Below are 17,001 nucleotides of genomic sequence, written 5' to 3' on the forward strand. Positions count from 1 at the left end.
CAAGCCCGTGCTGCGTCTGAGCGTCGCCGTCCTGCTCGCCATTGCGACATGTCTGGCAGGACCGGCGGGCGACAGCCTTGCCCAGGTCTTCCGTCCGAGCCAGTTCCTGCTGGATAACGGCATGCAGGTGGTGCTGATCGAGGATCATCGTGCCCCGGTCGTGCATCACATGGTCTGGTACAAGGTCGGCGCCGCTGACGAACAGCCCGGCACCACCGGCGTTGCGCATTATCTCGAACACCTGATGTTCAAGGGCACGCCCAATGTGCCGGCCGGCGAATTCTCGCGCATCGTCGCGCGCGAAGGTGGACGAGACAACGCCTTCACCTCATCGGATTACACCGGTTATTTCCAGACCATCGCGCGTGACCGGCTCGAGCTGGTGATGCGCATGGAATCCGAGCGTATGACCCAGCTCCAGCCGCGGCGCGAGGATGCCGTGCCCGAACTGCAGGTGGTGCTGCAGGAACGCCTCAGCCGCGTGGAAAACAGCCCCGCCGCCCTGTTCGGCGAGCAGTTCGACGCCGCGCAATACCTCTCGCATCCCTATGGTCGCCCGGTGATCGGCTGGCCGCAGGAAGTGGCGAAGCTCACCCTCGACGATGCGATGAGCTTCTATCGCAGCTATTACGCCCCCAACAATGCCGTGCTGGTGGTCGCCGGCGACGTGACCCCTGCCGAACTGAAGCGGCTGGCCGAAAAGCATTATGGCATGATCCCGATGCGCCCGGTGCCGCCGCGCCTGCGGCCGCAGGAACCGCCGCAACTGGCTGCGCGTCGCCTCAGCATGACCGATCCGCGTGTTGCCCAGCCCAGCCTGCGCCGCAGCTATCTGGCACCCAGCAGCACGGCCGGCGAAAAGCAGCATGCCGTGCCGTTGTCGGTGCTGGCCGAAATCCTCAATTCCCCGACGGGCCGGCTCTACGCGGCACTGGTTGTGGGCGATGGGCCGGCCGTCTCGGCCGGGGCCTGGTATTCCGCCACCTCGCTCGACCTGACCACGTTCAGCTTTGGTGCCTCGCCCAAACCCGGCCGCAAGCTGGACGAGGTGGAGGCCGGCCTTGACCGCGTGATCGCCGATATCCTGCGTGAAGGCGTGACAGCGGATGAATTGCAGCAGGCCAAGACGGTGATGCAGGCCGAAACCGTCTATGCGCGCGACAGCCTGTCCAACGCCGCCCGCATCTTCGGCTCGGCGCTCACCACCGGACAGACGGTGGAGGATGTCGAGTCCTGGCCGCGTCAGGTCGATACAGTCACGGCCGAGCAGGTGAAGGCTGCTGCCCAGCATGTTTTCGACCTGCGTCGCTCGGTGACCGGGCTCTTGCTGCCCAAGGAGCAAAGCTGATGCGCCGCCGCGGCATTCTGATCGGCATCATGGCTCTGCTATGCGGCTTTGCGCTGGCATTGCCGGCCTTCGCCGGGCCCAGGATCGAACGCATCACCACGCCGCTGGGTATCGAGGTCTGGCTGGTGCGCGAACCGTCCATTCCCATGCTGGCGCTGCAGGCGTCCTGGCGCGGTGGTGCTTCCAGCGATCCGGCCGGGCTGGAAGGCCGCGCCGGCCTGGCCATGGACCTGCTGACTGAGGGCGCAGGCGATCTCGGGCCTGAGGCTTTCCAGAATGCCCTGCGCGAAAAGGCGATCTCGCTCGATTTCTCGGCCGACCGCGATTACAGCTCGGTCAGCCTGCGCACGCTCACCCGGCATCGTGCTCGTGCGTTTGAACTGCTGAAGCTGGCGATGACCGCGCCGCGTTTCGACGACGAACCGATGGCGCGTGCCAAGGCGCAGGCCCGCGTCGCTTACGAACGCAGCCGCGCCAATCCCAATGCGCTGGCTGGCGAACGTTTCGCCGCTCTGGCCTACGGCGAGCACCCCTATGGCCGGCGCGCTTCGCCCAGTATCGAAAGCCTGGAACGCATCGGTCGTGCCGAACTGGCCGCATTCCCGCGCGCCGTGCTGGCGCGGCGCAATCTGGCGCTGGGCGTGGTGGGCGATATCGCGCCCGATGACCTGGCGCGCCTGGTGGATCAGAGTTTTGGCGCGCTGCCGGTGGAGCCGGCCGTGGATCTGCCGCCACCGGTGCAGATGCAGACGGCCAAGCAGCCGATAGTGATCCCGTTCCCCAATCCGCAAAGCATGGTGCTGTTCGGCGCGCCGGGCATCGCGCGCGAGGACCCCGACTGGTATGCCGCCACGGTGCTGAACCAGATTGTCGGCGGGGGCGGCATGTCGTCGCGCCTGTTCGAGGAAGTGCGCGAGAAGCGTGGCCTGGTCTATTCGGTCGGCACCCAGCTTACGCCATACAAGGCTGCCTCGCTGTTCTCCGGCTCGCTGGCTACCTCGAATGGCCAGGTGGCCGAGGCGCTGAATCTGGTGCGTACCGAACTGGCACGCGTGGCGCAGGAGGGCGTCGAGGACGACGAACTGGCGGCGGCGAAATCCTACATGACCGGCTCTTTCCCGCTGCGGCTCAGTTCCAATGCCGCCATTGCCGGTATGCTGGTCGCGATGCGTAATACGGGCCTGGCTCCCGATTACATCGAAGCCTATCCCGGCCTGATCAACGCCGTCAGCCAGGAGGATCTGCGCCGCGTGGCGCAACGCCTGTTCGCCAGTGGCGATTATCTCGTCGTGGTGGTCGGACAGCCCACCGGATTAGGCGGTTAAGGTCATGCCCATCCGTCGCTTGCCGGAAACCCTGGTCAACCGCATCGCCGCCGGCGAGGTGGTGGAACGCCCGGCCTCGGCCGTGAAGGAACTGGTCGAGAATGCCATCGATGCCGGTGCCCGCCGTATCGATGTGGCGATTGCCAATGGCGGCCGCAGCCTGATCAGCGTCAGCGACGACGGCAAGGGCATGGCGCGCGACGAACTGCCGGTTGCCGTCGAACGCCATGCCACGTCCAAACTGCCCAGCGATGATCTTCTGGATATCCGCTGGCTCGGTTTCCGTGGCGAGGCCCTGCCGTCCATCGGCGCGGTGAGCCGCCTCCATATCGTCAGCCGGCAGGAGGGCGACGAGTCCGCCTGGGCCATCGAGGTTGAAGGCGGCAAGGTTGGTGTGGTGAAGCCGGCCGCGGCCGGCAAGGGCACGCGCATTGAAGTGCGCGATTTGTTTTATGCCGTGCCGGCGCGCCTGAAATTCCTCAAATCCGACCGCGCCGAGGACCTCGCCGTGCAGGAGATCATGCGCCGCCTGGCCATGGCGCATCCCGGCATCGCCTTCACGCTGCAGCAGGATGGGCGCACCAGTTTCCGTGCCGATGCCGTGCCCGCCAGCCTGATGGATGACGGCAGCGACCTGCAGCAGCTCGGCCGGCTGGAACAGATACTGGGCCGTGATTTCGCCGATAATGCCGTGCCGATCAAGGCCGAGCGCGAGGGCATCAAACTCGCCGGGCATGCCGGCCTGCCGACGTACAACCGTGGCAACGCGCAGCACCAGTTTCTCTTCGTCAATGGCCGTCCGGTGCGCGACAAGCTGTTTGTCGGCGCGGTACGCGGTGCCTATGCCGATTTTCTCAGTCATGATCGCCATCCGGTGGTGGCTTTGTTTCTCGAGCTGCCGTCCGAACAGGTCGACGTCAACGTGCATCCGGCCAAGGCGGAGGTGCGCTTCCGCGATCCGGGCCTGGTGCGCGGCCTGATCGTCGGAGCGTTGCGCCATGCTCTGGCCGAGGCCGGCCACCGCGCCTCTACGACGGTGGCGCAATCGGCACTTGGCGCGCTGAAGCCCCAATCGGCGCCGACCATGCCGTTGCCCTTCCAGTCCACCTTCGGCGGACCGTCGCGCTGGCGCGGCTACGATAACCTGCGACCCAGTTCGGTGCCCGGCCTGGCCGAGGCGGCGGCGCTTTACAACGCGCCCCAGGGTGATTTCTCGGGCGATGTCTTCGGCGATGCCACGGGCGAGCTGCCGGTGGGTGGCGCCGCATCCGGCGGCGGCCTGGCCCCGGCGGCGCGCAACGAGGATGCCGGTGCGGCGCCCCAGTTCGCACCGGTCCCGCTGCAGAGTTATCCGCTGGGCGCGGCGCGCGGGCAGCTGCATGAAACCTACATCGTGGCCCAGACGGCCGACGGCATCGTGATCGTCGACCAGCATGCTGCCCATGAACGCCTGATCTACGAACGCATGAAGGTGAATCTGGAAGCAGGCCGCGTGCCGCGCCAGGTGCTGCTGCTGCCCGAGGTGGTGGAACTCAGCGAGGCCGAGGCCACAAGGCTCAGCACACGCGCCGATGAACTGGCCGAACTGGGCCTGGTGCTGGAAGGCTTCGGCGTCGGTGCCGTGGTGGTGCGCGAGGTGCCGGCCCTGCTGGGCGACGTGGCGGTGCAGGCCCTGGTGCGCGACCTGGCCGATGCCCTCGCCGAATACGATTCCGTGCTACCCCTGAAGGCAAAGCTGGAAGAGGTCTGCGGCACCATGGCCTGCCATGGCAGCGTGCGTGCCGGCCGCCGCCTGACGCTGGACGAGATGAATGCATTGCTGCGCCAGATGGAGGCCACACCCCATTCCGGCCAGTGCAACCACGGCCGCCCGACTTACGTGGAACTCAAGCTGGCCGATATCGAGAAGCTGTTCGGCCGGCGGTGATATCCAAGCCCGGCCATGACACGCTGGGCCGATCCCTCTCACACCTGCGGCGGAAAGATCACCGTCACCGTGGTCCCGACGCCGGGCTTGCTGTTGATGCGCAGCTTGGCGCCATGCAGCTCGGCGATCCGCCGGGCGATGAACAGGCCAAGGCCGGTACCGCCTTTCTGGGCCACGTAGGGATCGATCTGCACATAGGGTTTGCCCAGGCGCTTGAGCTGGCTGGCTGGAATGCCGGGGCCGGTATCGCTCACTTGCAGTATCGCGGCGCCGTCGGAGCGCTTTGACCATGCAATGGAAATCTTGCCGTTGTCGGGCGTGAATTTCACGGCATTGGATACCAGGTTGTTCAACAACTGCACCATGGCGCGTTCATCGGCCGATAGCTGTCGCACCTCCGCATCGCAGGCCACGTTCACATCCATGTCCTTGGCTGCGATGGCCGGGGCAAAGCTGCGCACCACTTCCTCGGCGAGCGCACGGGGATTCAGGTCCTGCCGGTTCAGCTCATACTGGCCGCTTTCCAGTTTGGAGAGATCGAGGATGTCGTTCACCAGGCCCAGCAGATGCGTGCCGCTGGCATGGATATTGCCGATGTAGTCTTCGTATTTGGCATGCCCGAGCGGACCGAACATCTGGCTGCGCATCATGTCGGAAAAGCCAAGGATCGAGTTCAGCGGCGTGCGCAGGTCGTGGCTCATCGAGGCGAGGAAATCGTCCTTGGCCCGGTTGCTGGCATCCAGCGCCTGATAGGGGCGGATCAGGCTGGCCACGGCCACGGCCTGGAAGATCGCCCAGAAGGAAAACAGCTTGAGGATATGGCCCACCAGATTGGAAAAGCCGTAGACGTCGATATACAGCGTGAAGGCCAGTTCGGTGCCGATGGCAAACACGATGGCGACCAGCAGGAAGGGCAGGGCATCGGCCGCGACGGCGGCGCGGCGTTTCCATATCAGCGTCAGCGCGCCGGCGAGGATCGCCATGATGACGTATTCGCTCCAGATCTTCAGGGCCGTCAGGCCCTGGCTCTCCACGAAGGCATCGGGGAAATGGCCGCTGGCCACCCACAGCATGGTCAGCGCGGCGATCAGGCCGAAGACCAGGAACAGCATCATCTTGTCGGTGTTGCGGCTGGCCATCAGCGGCGCGGTCAGCAGCAGCAGCGCCTGCAGATAGCGCGTCACCAGCCAGATCTGCGTGGCCGTGTTGGCCTCGTTCACCGGCAGCAGGCCCATGCCCTTGTAACTGAGCGTGTGGGCCAGATCGAGCGCGCCGATCCAGAACATGCCGCAGGCCAGATACAGCAGGAAATGGTCGCGCGAAAAGCGGTGCGTGTACCAGGCCAGCGCAAACAGGATAAAGCACACGATGATGGCAAAGAGTTCGGCCAGCGTGTGGAAGACCAGGAAGTTGAATTGCGCCACCGCGACCAGGAACACCGACAGGGCCGCCGGGAAATACCAGGTCTGCAAGGCCGTGACGCGCAGGCTGGCCGGAATGCTTCGCAGGGTAGGCGAGGCAGGGACGGTGGAATCGGTCATGCTTGGCCCGCGCTGGTGGTCAGGAAAAGCGGCGTGACGGTCACTGGGCTGTCCTTCCTGCGGGCAACTCTGACTGGTGTCAAAGAGTGTATGGCACTGGCTTATTTCGACAAGCTTGTATCGTGATTCTGGAGATCGGACGTTTATTGATTGTACAAATATAGCGAGTCGCTAAGAATATCTGGCCTTGTCAGCCGCAAAACCGTTCCTATATTGTTCGATACAACCGCTGGGTTGTATTTTTGGTTAACGCGAACACAAACGAAGCGGAACGAACAGCAGCGAAGCGTAACAAGCCGGAACGACGCGAAACGAATGCGGCGCAAGCTGTACGAAGCGAAATGAGGCCGTACGAGCCGAAATCGCGGCTTTCAGCCCTGATGCAGCAGAAAGGTCAGCCGGGCCGGGCCCTGCTGGCGCTCTTCCAGCAGGATGAAGCCGGGCGGGATGGCGAAACTGCCCTTGGCATCGGTCTCGACCATCACCAGGGCGTCGGGTTTCAGCCAGCCCTCGCGGTCCAGGGCGGCCAGTGCCTGGGTGCCTAGGCCGGAGCGGTAGGGCGGATCCATCAGCACCAGGTCTGCCGGGGCAGGCGCAGGGCCGGGCTTGGTGCAATCGGCCCCGCGCAGGGTGATGCGTTCGGCCATGTCGAGGTCGCGGGCATTCTGCAGGATCACCCGGCGCGCGGCCGGATCCAGTTCGAACAGGTAGGCGTGATGGGCGCCGCGTGACAGCGCCTCGAAGCTCAAGGCGCCGCTGCCGGCAAAGGGATCGAGCACCACGCCGCCTTCCAGCCGGTTCTTGCCCGCGTCGGTCATCAGGCTGGGCGAATGCAGCAGCATGTTGAACAGGGATTCGCGCACCCGGTCGATGGTCGGCCGGGTGTTGCGGTCGGGCGGCGCGATGATCGGCCGGCCGCGATGGCTGCCGCCGACGATGCGCATTACGACGTCTTCGGCCGCAGCACCGGCCGCTTTTTCGGGGGCTTGGCCGGCGCCGGTTTCGGGCTGCGCTCGCCCAGCTCCTTGGTCTTCACGCCCAGCTGTTCGGCCAGCACCTTGCCCGGCACTTCCTTCACCTTGCCGGGTTCCAGGCTGCCGAGCTGGAAGGGGCCATAGGCGACGCGGATCAGGCGGCTGACCTGATGGCCCAGATGCTCCATCACGCGGCGCACCTCGCGGTTCTTGCCCTCGCGCAGGCTCACCACCAGCCAGGTATTGTCGCCCTGGCTGCGCTCGATGCTGGCGCTGATCGGGCCATAGGCCACGTCATCGATGGTGACGCCCTGTTCCAGTTCGGCCAGATGCTGCTTGTGCGGCAGGCCGTTCACGCGCACGCGATAACGCCGCAGCCAGCCGGTGGCCGGCAGTTCCAGCTTGCGCGCCAGCTCGCCGTCATTGGTCAGCAGCAGCAGGCCCTCGGAATTGTAATCCAGCCGGCCGACCGAGATCACGCGCGGCAGGTCTTTCGGCAGGTTTTCGAACACGGTCGGGCGGCCCTGCGGGTCCTTGTGCGTGGTCATCACGCCGCGTGGCTTGTGATACAGCCACAATCTCGTCTTTTCCGGTCCGGCGATCGGCTTGCCGTCCACCACAATGCGGTCGTCCGGCCCAACCAGGAAGGCCGGGGTATCCAGCCGCTTGCCGTTCACCACGACACGGCCCTCGGTGATCCAGCGTTCGGCATCACGGCGCGAACAGATGCCGGCGCGCGCCAGCCGCTTGGCGATACGCTCGCCTTTGTCTTCTGCGTCACTCATTTCTTGCACGCCGCGATGAAGGCGGAAAACAGCTTGCGATCGCCTTCGCTGATGAAGAATTCCGGATGCCACTGCACGCCGATGCAGAAGCGGTAGCCCGGATGTTCGATGCCCTCGATCACGCCATCGGGTGCCACCGCGTCGCAGACCGCGCCGGGGGCCACTGCATCGACGGCCTGGTGATGCGCCGAATTGACCGGTAATTCCGTTGTGCCGACAATCCGGTGCAGCAGGCTGCCGCCAGTGATCTGCACTGGATGGCCGGGCTCGTTGCGCGGATTGGGCTGCTCATGCGCCAGCGCATCCTGCACGGCATCGGGGATATGCTGGATCAGCGTGCCGCCCAGCACCACGTTCAGCAGCTGCTGCCCGCCGCAGATGCCCAGCACCGGCTTGTTCCGCTCCAGCATGCCGCGCGTGATCGCCCATTCGAATTCGGTGCGGGCGGCCTTCACCTTCACCGTGTCGTGCTTTTCGTTGGCGCCGAACAGGGCGGGGTCGACGTCGAAATTGCCCCCCGTCACCACCAGGCCATCCAGCAGGTCGAGATAGGCCGGCACGGCGGAAGGCTCATGTGGCAGCACCACCGGTATGCCGCCGCTGGCCGTCACCGCGCTGCAGTAATTCTGCCGCAGGGCATACCAGGGGAATTTGGAATACCCGCCTGGGTCTTCCGAATCGAGGGTGATGCCGATGAGAGGGCTGGGGCAGGGTATCATGGCCGTCTTATAGGCTTTCATGGCCGGCTTGACGAGAGGGGGAGGCTGCCGCAGGCTCCGCGCATGGCCGCCATCAGTCCCATGGAGATCGCCCTTGAGGAAGCCCGCGCCGCCGAAGTGCGTGGCGAGGTGCCCATTGGCGCTGTGGTCGTGGATGGTTCCAATGGTTCGGTGGTGGCGCGGGCCGGTAACGAGACCCGGGCGCAGAACGATCCCACCGCCCATGCCGAAATCCTGGCGATCCGCCGGGCCGCCGAGGCGCTCGGGGCGGAGCGGCTAAGCGGCTGCGATCTCTACGTCACCCTGGAACCCTGCACGATGTGCGCCGCAGCGATCAGCTTCGCCCGCCTGCGGCGGTTGTATTACGGTGCCGATGACCCCAAGGGCGGCGGCGTGGCCCACGGCGCGCGGTTTTTCGCCCAGCCGACCTGTCATCACCGGCCCGAGGTCTACGGCGGCATTCACGAGGCTGCGGCCGCCGCGTTGCTGCGCGATTTCTTCGCCGCCAAACGCTGATTCCCAATCGATCCGTATTCGGCCCTAGCCGTGCGCAGCGGGCAGTTCTACACTGCCGCCCGTACCGCTATCGGTTAACTTGCAATAAGGGACGGAAACCATGGATTTCGAATTTTCTGATCGGGTCAAGGACCTGCAGGAAAAGCTCAGCCGCTTCATGGATGAGCATGTCTATCCGAATGAGCAGCGCTTCGACGACGAGGTGGAGACCGGCGACCGCTGGCAGCCCACCACGGTCATCGAGGAATTGAAGCTGAAGGCCAAGGCGCAGGGGCTGTGGAACCTGTTCCTGCCGGAAAGCCATCGCGGCGCCGGCCTGAAGAACCACGAATATGCCACGCTCTGCGAGATCATGGGGCGCGTGTGGTGGGCGCCAGAAGTGTTCAACTGCTCGGCCCCCGATACCGGCAACATGGAAGTGCTGGAGCGTTACGGCACCGACGAGCACAAGAAGCAGTGGCTGGAGCCGCTGCTGGAAGGCAAGATTCGCTCCGCCTTCGCCATGACCGAGCCTGCAGTGGCCTCCTCTGACGCCACCAACATCGAGGCCGAGATCAAGCGCGATGGCGATTCCTATGTCATCAACGGTCGCAAGTGGTGGACCTCGGGCATCGGCGATCCGCGCTGCAAGATCATGATCTTCATGGGCAAGACCGACCCGAAGAATCCCGACAAGTACAAGCAGCAGTCGATGATCCTGGTGCCGCGCGATGCGCCGGGCGTGAAGGTGCTGCGCATGCTGCCGGTCTTTGGCTATGACGACGCGCCGCATGGCCATGGCGAGGTGCTGTTCGAGAATGTGCGCGTCCCGGCCTCCAACATGCTGCTGGGCGAAGGGCGTGGTTTCGAGATCGCGCAGGGTCGTCTCGGCCCGGGCCGCATCCATCACTGCATGCGCCTGATCGGCCAGGCCGAGCGCGCGCTGGAAAAGATGTGCAAGCGGGCCAAGAGCCGCGTCGCCTTCGGCAAGCCGGTTTCGGAACAGACCGTCACGCTGGAGCGTATCGCCGAAGCGCGATGCATGATCGATCAGGCCCGTCTGCTGACCCTGCATGCGGCCTGGAAGATGGACACCGTGGGCAACAAGGCCGCGCGCAAGGAAATCGCCATGATCAAGGTGGTGGCGCCGAGCATGGCCTGCCAGGTGATCGATTGGGCCATGCAGGTGCATGGCGGCGGCGGCGTGACCGAGGATTTTGGTCTGGCCGCTGCCTATGCCCAGGCACGCACGCTGCGTTTCGCCGATGGCCCGGATGAGGTGCATCGTAACCAGATCGGCCGGCTTGAGCTGGGCCGCTGGAACTAGAGTTCATAAACCAAGAAAAGAGCAGAGCCTCCCCATGACTGTTGAATCTTACTTCTCGGCAACCTATTCGGAAGCCCGCCAGAAATTCGTGGCGGCGGCGGAGGCGGCGAAGGCCGCCTTCACCGTCTATGAGAATCCCAATGCCAAGGGTCCGAACGGCGAAGTGCTGACCACCGATGTCGCCTGCATCGGTCCCGACAATGCCGAACGGGTCTATCTGACCATTTCGGGCACCCATGGCGCCGAGGGTTTTTGCGGCTCAGGCTCGCAGATCGGCCATTTCCGGGATCGTCTGTTCGACGCGATGCCGCCGAATACCAAGGCGATCATGATCCACGCGATCAACCCCTATGGTTTCGCCTGGCTGCGCCGCGTGACTGAAGACAATGTCGATCTCAACCGCAACTTCCAGGATTTCTCCAAACCGCTGCCCCGGAACAAGGCGTATGAGGAAGTGCATGACTGGCTGATCCCGAGCCACTGGGAAGGCCAGGGCCGTGCTTCCGCCGATCAGGCGATTCTGGAGTACCAGCAGAAATACGGCGTCTTCGCGTTCCAGGCCGCCATGTCGGGCGGTCAGTATTCGCGTCCCGATGGCCTGTTTTTCGGCGGGCAGAAGCCGACCTGGTCGAACGATACCTTCCGCCGCATCCTGCGCGAACACGTGCCCAGCACGGCGCGCAAGCTGGTCAGCATCGACTTCCACACCGGCCTGGGGCCGATGGGCTATGGCGAGCCGATTTATGTCGGCCCGGAGGATAAAGGCTATTACGATCGCGCCAAGGCCATCTTCGGAACCGAAGTGACCAACCCCAATGATGGCAGCTCCAGTTCGGCGCGTGTCACCGGCACCGTCCCTGAGGCGTTCCTCGCCTTGCCCAAATCCATCGAGGTTACGGCAATCGCGCTGGAATACGGCACCCAGCCCTGGCAACAGGTGACCGAAGCCTTGCGTGGCGATCACTGGCTGCATGCCAGGGGCGACGTAAATTCGCCCCTGGGCAAGCAGCTCAAGCAGAAAATCCGCGATGCCTTCTACACTGACACGCCGGCCTGGAAGGCGGCTGTCTATGGCCGTGCGGCGGATTTTGCCCTGCGGGCATTCCGCGGCCTCGCCGACTGATCAGTGACGCAATTCGGCCAGCCGCTCGGACCGCGAGGCCGGGCGCTGGCCGGTTGTGGCTTCGCCCAGCATCATCCGCTCCAATTCCTGGCGCGCCCGGGCCAGACGGCTGCGGATGGTGCCGATCGGGCAACTGCAGACTTTAGCCGCCTCTTCGTAAGACAACCCGTTGCCCACCACCAGGACCAGCACCTCGCGCTGGGCCTGATTCAGGCGCGTGATCGCCTGCAGCAACTCATCCAGCACCAGCTTGTCTTCCTGCGGCGCTTTCACCGCCATCAGGTTCTCGATCGCCTCTGAATCGCCAAAGGTTGTCGCTTCACGACGACGACGGCGCGCCTGGTCGATATGCTGGTTGCGCATGATCGTGAAGACCCAAGCCTTGAAATTGGTGCCGGGCTGGAACTGCTCCGCCTTGGCCAGTACGCGCAAAACGGTTTCCTGCGTCAGATCCTCTGCCCAATGGCGGTCGCGGGTGAGCATGACGGAGAAGGCTTTCAGCGAGGGCAGCGTCTCCATCAGAAGGCCGTGAATGCTATCGGTCATAGGGATGGCGGTCATGGGAATGGTCCTCTTCATCAATGGAACGGGAATGGATGGGGGAAAAGATTTGGAGCAACGTCTCGTCGTCTGTGGGCCAAGCATGGTCACGGTGAGACATGCGGGCCAGCGACAAAGCCGGGGCGGGCTGTGATAAACCTGGGACCTGAAGGTGCCGCGGCGTGTTGAATTGTATAATTAAATCAGTTCTTTATTTTATCGATCGGCGCTGTGACATCGATATTTACGACATCGGCCAAGTGCTCCTGCAAACGTGGCAGGGCGCGGTCAAGCCAGGCGGAAAACGAATCCTGCTTCTGCTTTGTCGCGGCTTTCCGGCTCCCGGTGGCTTGTTTGCCGGACGGTGGATTTCGCAAAACAGCCGGCGTGGCGGCATCGATGGTGCCGTCGCCAATGACCGCTGAAGCGCTTAGATTTGTATCCTTGCTGCGCTGTTTCTTCGCCATCGAAACCCCGGTTTGGCGATTTCGCCTGCTTGTAATGGCGCCATGTCACTCGACCATGGCTGGGTACCAGAATACCGGCGCCGTGTGGCATGATCCAGATCCAATCACACAGACGCCATCCGAAAAGAATAGCGGCGGCCGGCAATGGTTCCGGTGGCGTTGTGTGCAGTGACTCGCCAAAGCGTCGCAGGCTGCAGCAGACCCGAATTCCACTGACGGGAACCAAGCATCTGACAGGACGTTGATATTTGCATGCGATGCCTGTGGCGCGTGGAGCTGGATTCTATGACCCGGCATCGTCGTTCTGATCGATATCATGGAGGACAGAATGCAAAGCAGAGATCGCCTGATTTCCGCCGACAAGGTGGAAGGGACCACCGTTTACAACGCGACCGGCGACAAACTGGGGTCCATCAACAACGTCATGATCGATAAGCTCAGTGGCAGGGTCGCCTATGCTGATATGTCGTTCGGCGGCTTTCTCGGTATCGGCGATCGGCATCACCCGCTCCCGCGGGGGATGCTGAAATACGACGAGAAGCAGGGCGGTTATGTCGTCAACCTGGACAAGAAAACCCTGGAATCGGCGCCAAGCTACGCTGCCAATGAAAGGCTGGACTGGGAAGACGAGGCCTGGGGCCGCAAGGTGCACGACTATTACGGCGTGCCGCCTTTCTGGGTCTGAGGCATCTTCACATCATGCCGTGCCGGTTGAACGAAAAAGGGCGCCATGTGGCGCCCTTTTTCACGGCTAAGATACCTGTCGCTCAGTCGTCGCCGCCGTCCACCAGATTCCATGCCTGATTGGCCACTGACCGCATGACCGCGCTATAGGCTTTCAGAGTGGCCGAGGCATTGCCGCTGAGCAACCCGCGCTTGACGATACCCTGGGCCATCACGGCAACACGGAATAACGCGAAGGCCAGGTAGAAGTTCCAATGTGCGATGCCGTTGTCGCGGATCGCAGGCCAGGCGCAGTGGCGACAATAGCTGGCAATGTAATCCGGCTCGCCCGGAATACCGGTCTCGATGAAATCCGTGCCCTGCAGACTGCCCATGCCGGGAATGGTGACGCGGTAGGGCATGCAGTTGATGGCAAGATCGGCGAGCGGATGGCCGATCATGGCCAGGTCCCAGTCCAGGATGGCCACGATGCGCGGTTCGCTCGGATGGAAAACCAGATTTTCCAGACGCAGGTTGCCATGCATCAGGGATGTCAGGTTGTCATTTGGTACATGCGCCGGCAGCCAGTCGAGCAGCCGTTCCATCGCGCCGATCTCCTCGGTGCGGTTGGCGCGGTATTGTTCGCATAACGTGGCGATCTGGCGGTTCAGGTAATCCAGCCCGCCGCCATTCACCGGCAGACCGATGCTATCAGCCGACACTGCGTGGATAGCGGCCATGGCCGCAGCCATGGCATCGTAATGCGCCTGGCGCTGCTTGGAATCCATGCCGGGCAGGTTGGGATCCCGGAACTGCCGGCCGGGCACGAAGTCGAGCAGATAGAATGGCGTGCCGATCACCGCCTCATCGGTGCAGGCCAGTTGCGGCACACCGACCGGCAGGTTGGCGGCATGCAGGGCGCGCAGCAGGCTGAAATCGCGGTCGATGGATTCCGCCATGGTACAGCCCTTCTTCGGCTGGCTGCGCTTGCGCAACACCATATTGCGACCCGGCATGTGCAACAGAAAAGCGGGGCTGGCGGCCGGTCCCTTGAATTGCTGGATGGTCAGTGGTGTCTTGAAATCGGGCAGGTGGCGTTGCAGATACGCCGTCAACTTCGCCTCGTCGAACCGGTGCTGCGGCTGTACGGGGGTTAGATCGACGGCTGCCATGCCTGGTTAACCCCCCGTCATCCTCTCGACGACCGCCCAGGCCTGTTCGGCGATCGGTCGGGCGCGTTTCCCCGACTCAATCGCATGCTGGCTCGCGGCCGTACCATCCTTCACTCGCCCCATGATCCCTTGCAGGATACCAGCAATGCGGAACATGTTATAGGCCATGTAGAACTCAAGATGCGGAATGCCGTCGCGGCCGGTGCGCTTGCAATAGGCGGCGATGTAGTCCTGCTCGTTCGGGATGCCGAGGGCGGCGAAATCGACCCCGGCCAGGCCGCGGAAAGTTTCCGGGGCCAACCGCCACGACATCAGATGGTAGGTGAAATCGCCCAGTGGATGGCCGAGCGTCGATAGTTCCCAATCCAGCACGGCGATCACGCGCGGCTCGGTTGGATGGAAGATCATGTTGTCCATCCGGTAGTCGCCATGCACGATGCTGGTCTCGTCGCCGGGCGGGATATTGGCCGGCAGCCACTCGATCAGCTTGTCCATGGCCGGAATCTCTTCCGTCTCAGACGCCTTGTACTGCTTGCTCCAGCGGCTGATCTGCCGGGCGAAATAATCGCCGGGTTTGCCGTAATCGCCCAAGCCGATGGCATTGTAATCCACCTGATGCAGGGCCGCGATGGTGCGGTTCATGGCATCGAAGATGCCGGCGCGTTCCTCGCGGGTCATGCCCGGCAGGCGCTGGTCCCAGAAGATGCGGCCTTCCACGCAATCCATCACATAGAAGGCGGTGCCGATCACGCTGTCGTCCTCGCACAGGCCATAGGTGCGGGCAACCGGCACATCGGTCTGCGCCAGGGCGGTGATCACGCGGTATTCGCGGTCGACGGCATGGGCCGAGGGCAGCAATTTGCCAGGCGGCTTGCGGCGCAATACGTATTTCTTCGCAGGCGTCACCAGCATGAAGGTGGGATTCGACTGCCCGCCCTTGAATTGCTGCACGGTCAGCGGACCGCGATAGTCGGGCACGTTCTCTTTCAGCCAGCGCTCCAGCGCGGCCTCGTCGAACCTGTGGCGCTCCTGCACCGGCATGGTGCCCGCGAAGCGGTCCTGATCGCTCATGCTGTCGTTTCCTCGTCTCTTGGAGCGCCGGAGACGGCAGCGCTCCCGGATACGATAGCCAAGCGACGCAGGGCGGCGCAACCGCTCCCGGCCGGCGGATCTGGCCGATGGATTGCCTGTGTGCGGTTGTTATTTTTGTTCGCGCGCCATGGCCCGCCAGCCCCGGGTTACTGCTGTTCGCGCGCCACGGCGCGCCAGCCCCGGGTTACTGCTGTTCGCGCGCCACGGCGCGCCAGCCCCGGGTTACTGCTGTTCGCGCGCCACGGCGCGCCAGCCAATGTCGCGGCGGCAGAAACCCTCGGGCCAGCGAATCTTATCCACAGCGGCATAAGCGCGTTGCTTGGCGGCTTTTACGCTGGGGCCATAGGCGCAGATGCCCAGCACGCGGCCACCGTTGGCCACGATGGCACCGTCGGCGCGCTGCGCCGTGCCGGCATGGAAAACCTGAACATCGGATTCCGCCGCAGCGGCATCAAGGCCTTCGATCACGGTACCCTTGCGCGGCTCGCCAGGATACCCCTCGGCGGCCATCACCACGCAGAGCGCGGTATCGTCGCGCCAGCGCAGGTCAAAATCCTTCAATACGCCATCGCGCGCGGCGATCAGGGCCGGCAGCAGGTCGGATTTCAGGCGCAGCATCAGCGTCTGGCATTCCGGATCGCCGAAACGGGTATTGTATTCGAGCAGCTTGGTGCCGTCTTTGGTCAGCATCAGGCCGGCGAACAGCACGCCCTTGAAGGGAGCGCCCTCGGCCGCCATCGCCGCCACGGTGGGATTGATGATTTTTTCCATCACCTCGGACTGCAGCGCCGGGGTCAGTGCTGGGGCGGGTGAATAGGCGCCCATGCCGCCCGTATTCGGCCCGGTATCGCCATCGCCGACGCGCTTGTGGTCCTGCGCCGAGGCCAGGGCTAGGGCATGCCGGCCATCGACCAGGGCAAAGAAGCTGACTTCTTCCCCGTCGAGGAATTCCTCGATCACCACTTCCGCGCCGGGTTCGGCGAATAAGGCATTATTGGCGGCCAACGCCTCGTCCAGGGTCATGGCGACGGTCACGCCCTTGCCGGCGGCCAGGCCGTCGGCCTTCACCACGATGGGTGCGCCCTGCTTGCGGATGAAGGCTTCCGCCGAGGCGGCATCCTTGAAGCGGCCATAGGCGGCGGTCGGGATGCCGTATTTGGCGCAGAGATCCTTCATGAAGCCCTTCGAGCCTTCCAGCCGGGCGGCGGATTTGGTCGGACCGAAACAGGCGAAACCGGCGGCTTCCAGATGGTCGACCAGGCCGGCCACCAGCGGTGCCTCGGGGCCAACCACCACAAAATCGATATGCTCGTCGCGGCAGAGCTGCAGCACGGCATCGAGATCGGTCGGGTTGACCGGCGCCAGCCTGGCCACCTGTCCGATGCCGGGATTGCCCGGGGCGCAGACCAGCTTGGTCACCAGCGGCGAGGCAGACAATGCCCAGCACAGGGCATGTTCGCGGCCGCCCGATCCGATAACGAGAAGGTTCATGTCTTTACCCGG

Annotated in this window: 16 protein-coding genes; 7 read left to right on the top strand and 9 right to left on the bottom strand. The window is 64.0% G+C overall.

Translation table 11 applies throughout. The features are described 5' to 3' along the window. The first annotated feature begins 7 nt into the window (after positions 1-7). Genes ACE3OO_RS14225 through mutL form a run of 3 tightly spaced genes read left to right on the top strand, consistent with a single transcriptional unit; the run spans position 8 to position 4,600 of the window. Positions 8-1,348 (top strand): M16 family metallopeptidase, encoded by a 1,341-nt coding sequence (locus tag ACE3OO_RS14225; RefSeq protein WP_374304021.1) that lies wholly within the window; start codon positions 8-10, stop codon positions 1,346-1,348. Beyond that, the gene (locus ACE3OO_RS14230) at positions 1,348-2,673 is read left to right on the top strand and encodes a M16 family metallopeptidase (protein WP_374304022.1); all 1,326 of its coding nucleotides are present in this window, start codon (positions 1,348-1,350) and stop codon (positions 2,671-2,673) included. Before ACE3OO_RS14225 ends, ACE3OO_RS14230 begins: the two co-directional genes overlap by 1 nt. Before the next feature lie 4 nt (positions 2,674-2,677). Next, positions 2,678-4,600 carry a DNA mismatch repair endonuclease MutL gene (mutL, locus tag ACE3OO_RS14235; protein ID WP_374304024.1) on the top strand — a complete coding sequence of 641 codons (1,923 nt, stop codon included), beginning with the start codon at positions 2,678-2,680 and terminating at the stop codon, positions 4,598-4,600. 38 nt (positions 4,601-4,638) lie between these two features. On the opposite strand, the gene ACE3OO_RS14240 is transcribed toward mutL, so the two are convergent. The 4 genes from ACE3OO_RS14240 to ACE3OO_RS14255 all read right to left on the bottom strand — a co-directional run bounded on the left by ACE3OO_RS14240 (position 4,639) and on the right by ACE3OO_RS14255 (position 8,640). Continuing rightward, positions 4,639-6,141 carry an MASE3 domain-containing protein gene (locus tag ACE3OO_RS14240; protein WP_374304025.1) on the bottom strand — a complete coding sequence of 501 codons (1,503 nt, stop codon included), beginning with the start codon at positions 6,139-6,141 and terminating at the stop codon, positions 4,639-4,641. A gap of 371 nt (positions 6,142-6,512) precedes the next feature. Then, a complete protein-coding gene (gene rsmD, locus ACE3OO_RS14245; RefSeq protein WP_374304027.1) occupies positions 6,513-7,085 on the bottom strand; it encodes a 16S rRNA (guanine(966)-N(2))-methyltransferase RsmD in 573 nt (190 codons plus the stop codon). Beyond that, positions 7,085-7,900, bottom strand: coding sequence for a pseudouridine synthase (locus ACE3OO_RS14250; protein WP_374304029.1), 816 nt, complete (start codon positions 7,898-7,900; stop codon positions 7,085-7,087). Before ACE3OO_RS14250 ends, rsmD begins: the two co-directional genes overlap by 1 nt. Next, positions 7,897-8,640, bottom strand: a complete 744-nt coding sequence (locus ACE3OO_RS14255) for a gamma-glutamyl-gamma-aminobutyrate hydrolase family protein (protein WP_374304030.1) — start codon at positions 8,638-8,640, stop codon at positions 7,897-7,899. Before ACE3OO_RS14255 ends, ACE3OO_RS14250 begins: the two co-directional genes overlap by 4 nt. 42 nt (positions 8,641-8,682) lie before the next feature. Between ACE3OO_RS14255 and ACE3OO_RS14260 the strand changes: the two genes are divergently transcribed. The 3 genes from ACE3OO_RS14260 to ACE3OO_RS14270 all read left to right on the top strand — a co-directional run bounded on the left by ACE3OO_RS14260 (position 8,683) and on the right by ACE3OO_RS14270 (position 11,564). Beyond that, positions 8,683-9,135: a nucleoside deaminase gene (locus ACE3OO_RS14260; RefSeq protein ID WP_374304031.1), complete on the top strand. Its 453-nt coding sequence runs from the start codon at positions 8,683-8,685 to the stop codon at positions 9,133-9,135. Positions 9,136-9,235: 100 nt separating this feature from the next. Next, the gene (locus ACE3OO_RS14265) at positions 9,236-10,441 is read left to right on the top strand and encodes an acyl-CoA dehydrogenase family protein (protein ID WP_374304032.1); all 1,206 of its coding nucleotides are present in this window, start codon (positions 9,236-9,238) and stop codon (positions 10,439-10,441) included. Between the two features lie 34 nt (positions 10,442-10,475). Beyond that, on the top strand, positions 10,476-11,564 hold the full coding sequence (locus ACE3OO_RS14270) for a M14 family metallopeptidase (protein WP_374304034.1): 1,089 nt from the start codon (positions 10,476-10,478) through the stop codon (positions 11,562-11,564). On the opposite strand, the gene ACE3OO_RS14275 is transcribed toward ACE3OO_RS14270, so the two are convergent. Then, on the bottom strand, positions 11,565-12,125 hold the full coding sequence (locus tag ACE3OO_RS14275) for a sigma-70 family RNA polymerase sigma factor (RefSeq protein ID WP_374304036.1): 561 nt from the start codon (positions 12,123-12,125) through the stop codon (positions 11,565-11,567). A gap of 182 nt (positions 12,126-12,307) precedes the next feature. Continuing rightward, a complete protein-coding gene (locus tag ACE3OO_RS14280; RefSeq protein WP_374304037.1) occupies positions 12,308-12,571 on the bottom strand; it encodes a hypothetical protein in 264 nt (87 codons plus the stop codon). Between the two features lie 328 nt (positions 12,572-12,899). Here ACE3OO_RS14280 and ACE3OO_RS14285 point away from each other — a divergent pair, with 328 nt between their 5' ends. Then, positions 12,900-13,256 carry a PRC-barrel domain-containing protein gene (locus ACE3OO_RS14285; protein WP_374304039.1) on the top strand — a complete coding sequence of 119 codons (357 nt, stop codon included), beginning with the start codon at positions 12,900-12,902 and terminating at the stop codon, positions 13,254-13,256. Positions 13,257-13,338: 82 nt separating this feature from the next. Here the strand turns inward: ACE3OO_RS14285 and ACE3OO_RS14290 are convergent, their stop codons facing one another. The 3 genes from ACE3OO_RS14290 to purD form a co-directional block, all read right to left on the bottom strand. Next, on the bottom strand, positions 13,339-14,406 hold the full coding sequence (locus tag ACE3OO_RS14290) for a phosphotransferase (RefSeq protein WP_374304041.1): 1,068 nt from the start codon (positions 14,404-14,406) through the stop codon (positions 13,339-13,341). Between the two features lie 6 nt (positions 14,407-14,412). Next, entirely contained in the window at positions 14,413-15,477 is a 1,065-nt protein-coding gene (locus ACE3OO_RS14295; RefSeq protein ID WP_374304043.1) for a phosphotransferase, read from the bottom strand. Between the two features lie 243 nt (positions 15,478-15,720). Beyond that, positions 15,721-16,989, bottom strand: a complete 1,269-nt coding sequence (purD, locus tag ACE3OO_RS14300; RefSeq protein WP_374304045.1) for a phosphoribosylamine--glycine ligase — start codon at positions 16,987-16,989, stop codon at positions 15,721-15,723. Positions 16,990-17,001 lie beyond the last annotated feature (12 nt).

This window comes from Ferrovibrio sp., assembly GCF_041906005.1.
Classification (GTDB): domain Bacteria; phylum Pseudomonadota; class Alphaproteobacteria; order Ferrovibrionales; family Ferrovibrionaceae; genus Ferrovibrio.

Bases quoted from the DNA above. Each gene is read 5' to 3' on its own strand.
- ACE3OO_RS14270 (WP_374304034.1), top strand. From the start codon at position 10,476: ATGACTGTTGAATCTTACTTCTCGGCAACCTATTCGGAAGCCCGCCAG.
- ACE3OO_RS14265 (WP_374304032.1), top strand. From the start codon at position 9,236: ATGGATTTCGAATTTTCTGATCGGGTCAAGGACCTGCAGGAAAAGCTC.
- rsmD (WP_374304027.1), bottom strand. From the start codon at position 7,085: ATGCGCATCGTCGGCGGCAGCCATCGCGGCCGGCCGATCATCGCGCCG.
- mutL (WP_374304024.1), top strand. From the start codon at position 2,678: ATGCCCATCCGTCGCTTGCCGGAAACCCTGGTCAACCGCATCGCCGCC.
- ACE3OO_RS14260 (WP_374304031.1), top strand. From the start codon at position 8,683: ATGGCCGCCATCAGTCCCATGGAGATCGCCCTTGAGGAAGCCCGCGCC.
- purD (WP_374304045.1), bottom strand. From the start codon at position 16,989: ATGAACCTTCTCGTTATCGGATCGGGCGGCCGCGAACATGCCCTGTGC.
- ACE3OO_RS14280 (WP_374304037.1), bottom strand. From the start codon at position 12,571: ATGGCGAAGAAACAGCGCAGCAAGGATACAAATCTAAGCGCTTCAGCG.
- ACE3OO_RS14230 (WP_374304022.1), top strand. From the start codon at position 1,348: ATGCGCCGCCGCGGCATTCTGATCGGCATCATGGCTCTGCTATGCGGC.
- ACE3OO_RS14290 (WP_374304041.1), bottom strand. From the start codon at position 14,406: ATGGCAGCCGTCGATCTAACCCCCGTACAGCCGCAGCACCGGTTCGAC.
- ACE3OO_RS14285 (WP_374304039.1), top strand. From the start codon at position 12,900: ATGCAAAGCAGAGATCGCCTGATTTCCGCCGACAAGGTGGAAGGGACC.
- ACE3OO_RS14295 (WP_374304043.1), bottom strand. From the start codon at position 15,477: ATGAGCGATCAGGACCGCTTCGCGGGCACCATGCCGGTGCAGGAGCGC.
- ACE3OO_RS14275 (WP_374304036.1), bottom strand. From the start codon at position 12,125: ATGACCGCCATCCCTATGACCGATAGCATTCACGGCCTTCTGATGGAG.
- ACE3OO_RS14240 (WP_374304025.1), bottom strand. From the start codon at position 6,141: ATGACCGATTCCACCGTCCCTGCCTCGCCTACCCTGCGAAGCATTCCG.
- ACE3OO_RS14255 (WP_374304030.1), bottom strand. From the start codon at position 8,640: ATGAAAGCCTATAAGACGGCCATGATACCCTGCCCCAGCCCTCTCATC.
- ACE3OO_RS14250 (WP_374304029.1), bottom strand. From the start codon at position 7,900: ATGAGTGACGCAGAAGACAAAGGCGAGCGTATCGCCAAGCGGCTGGCG.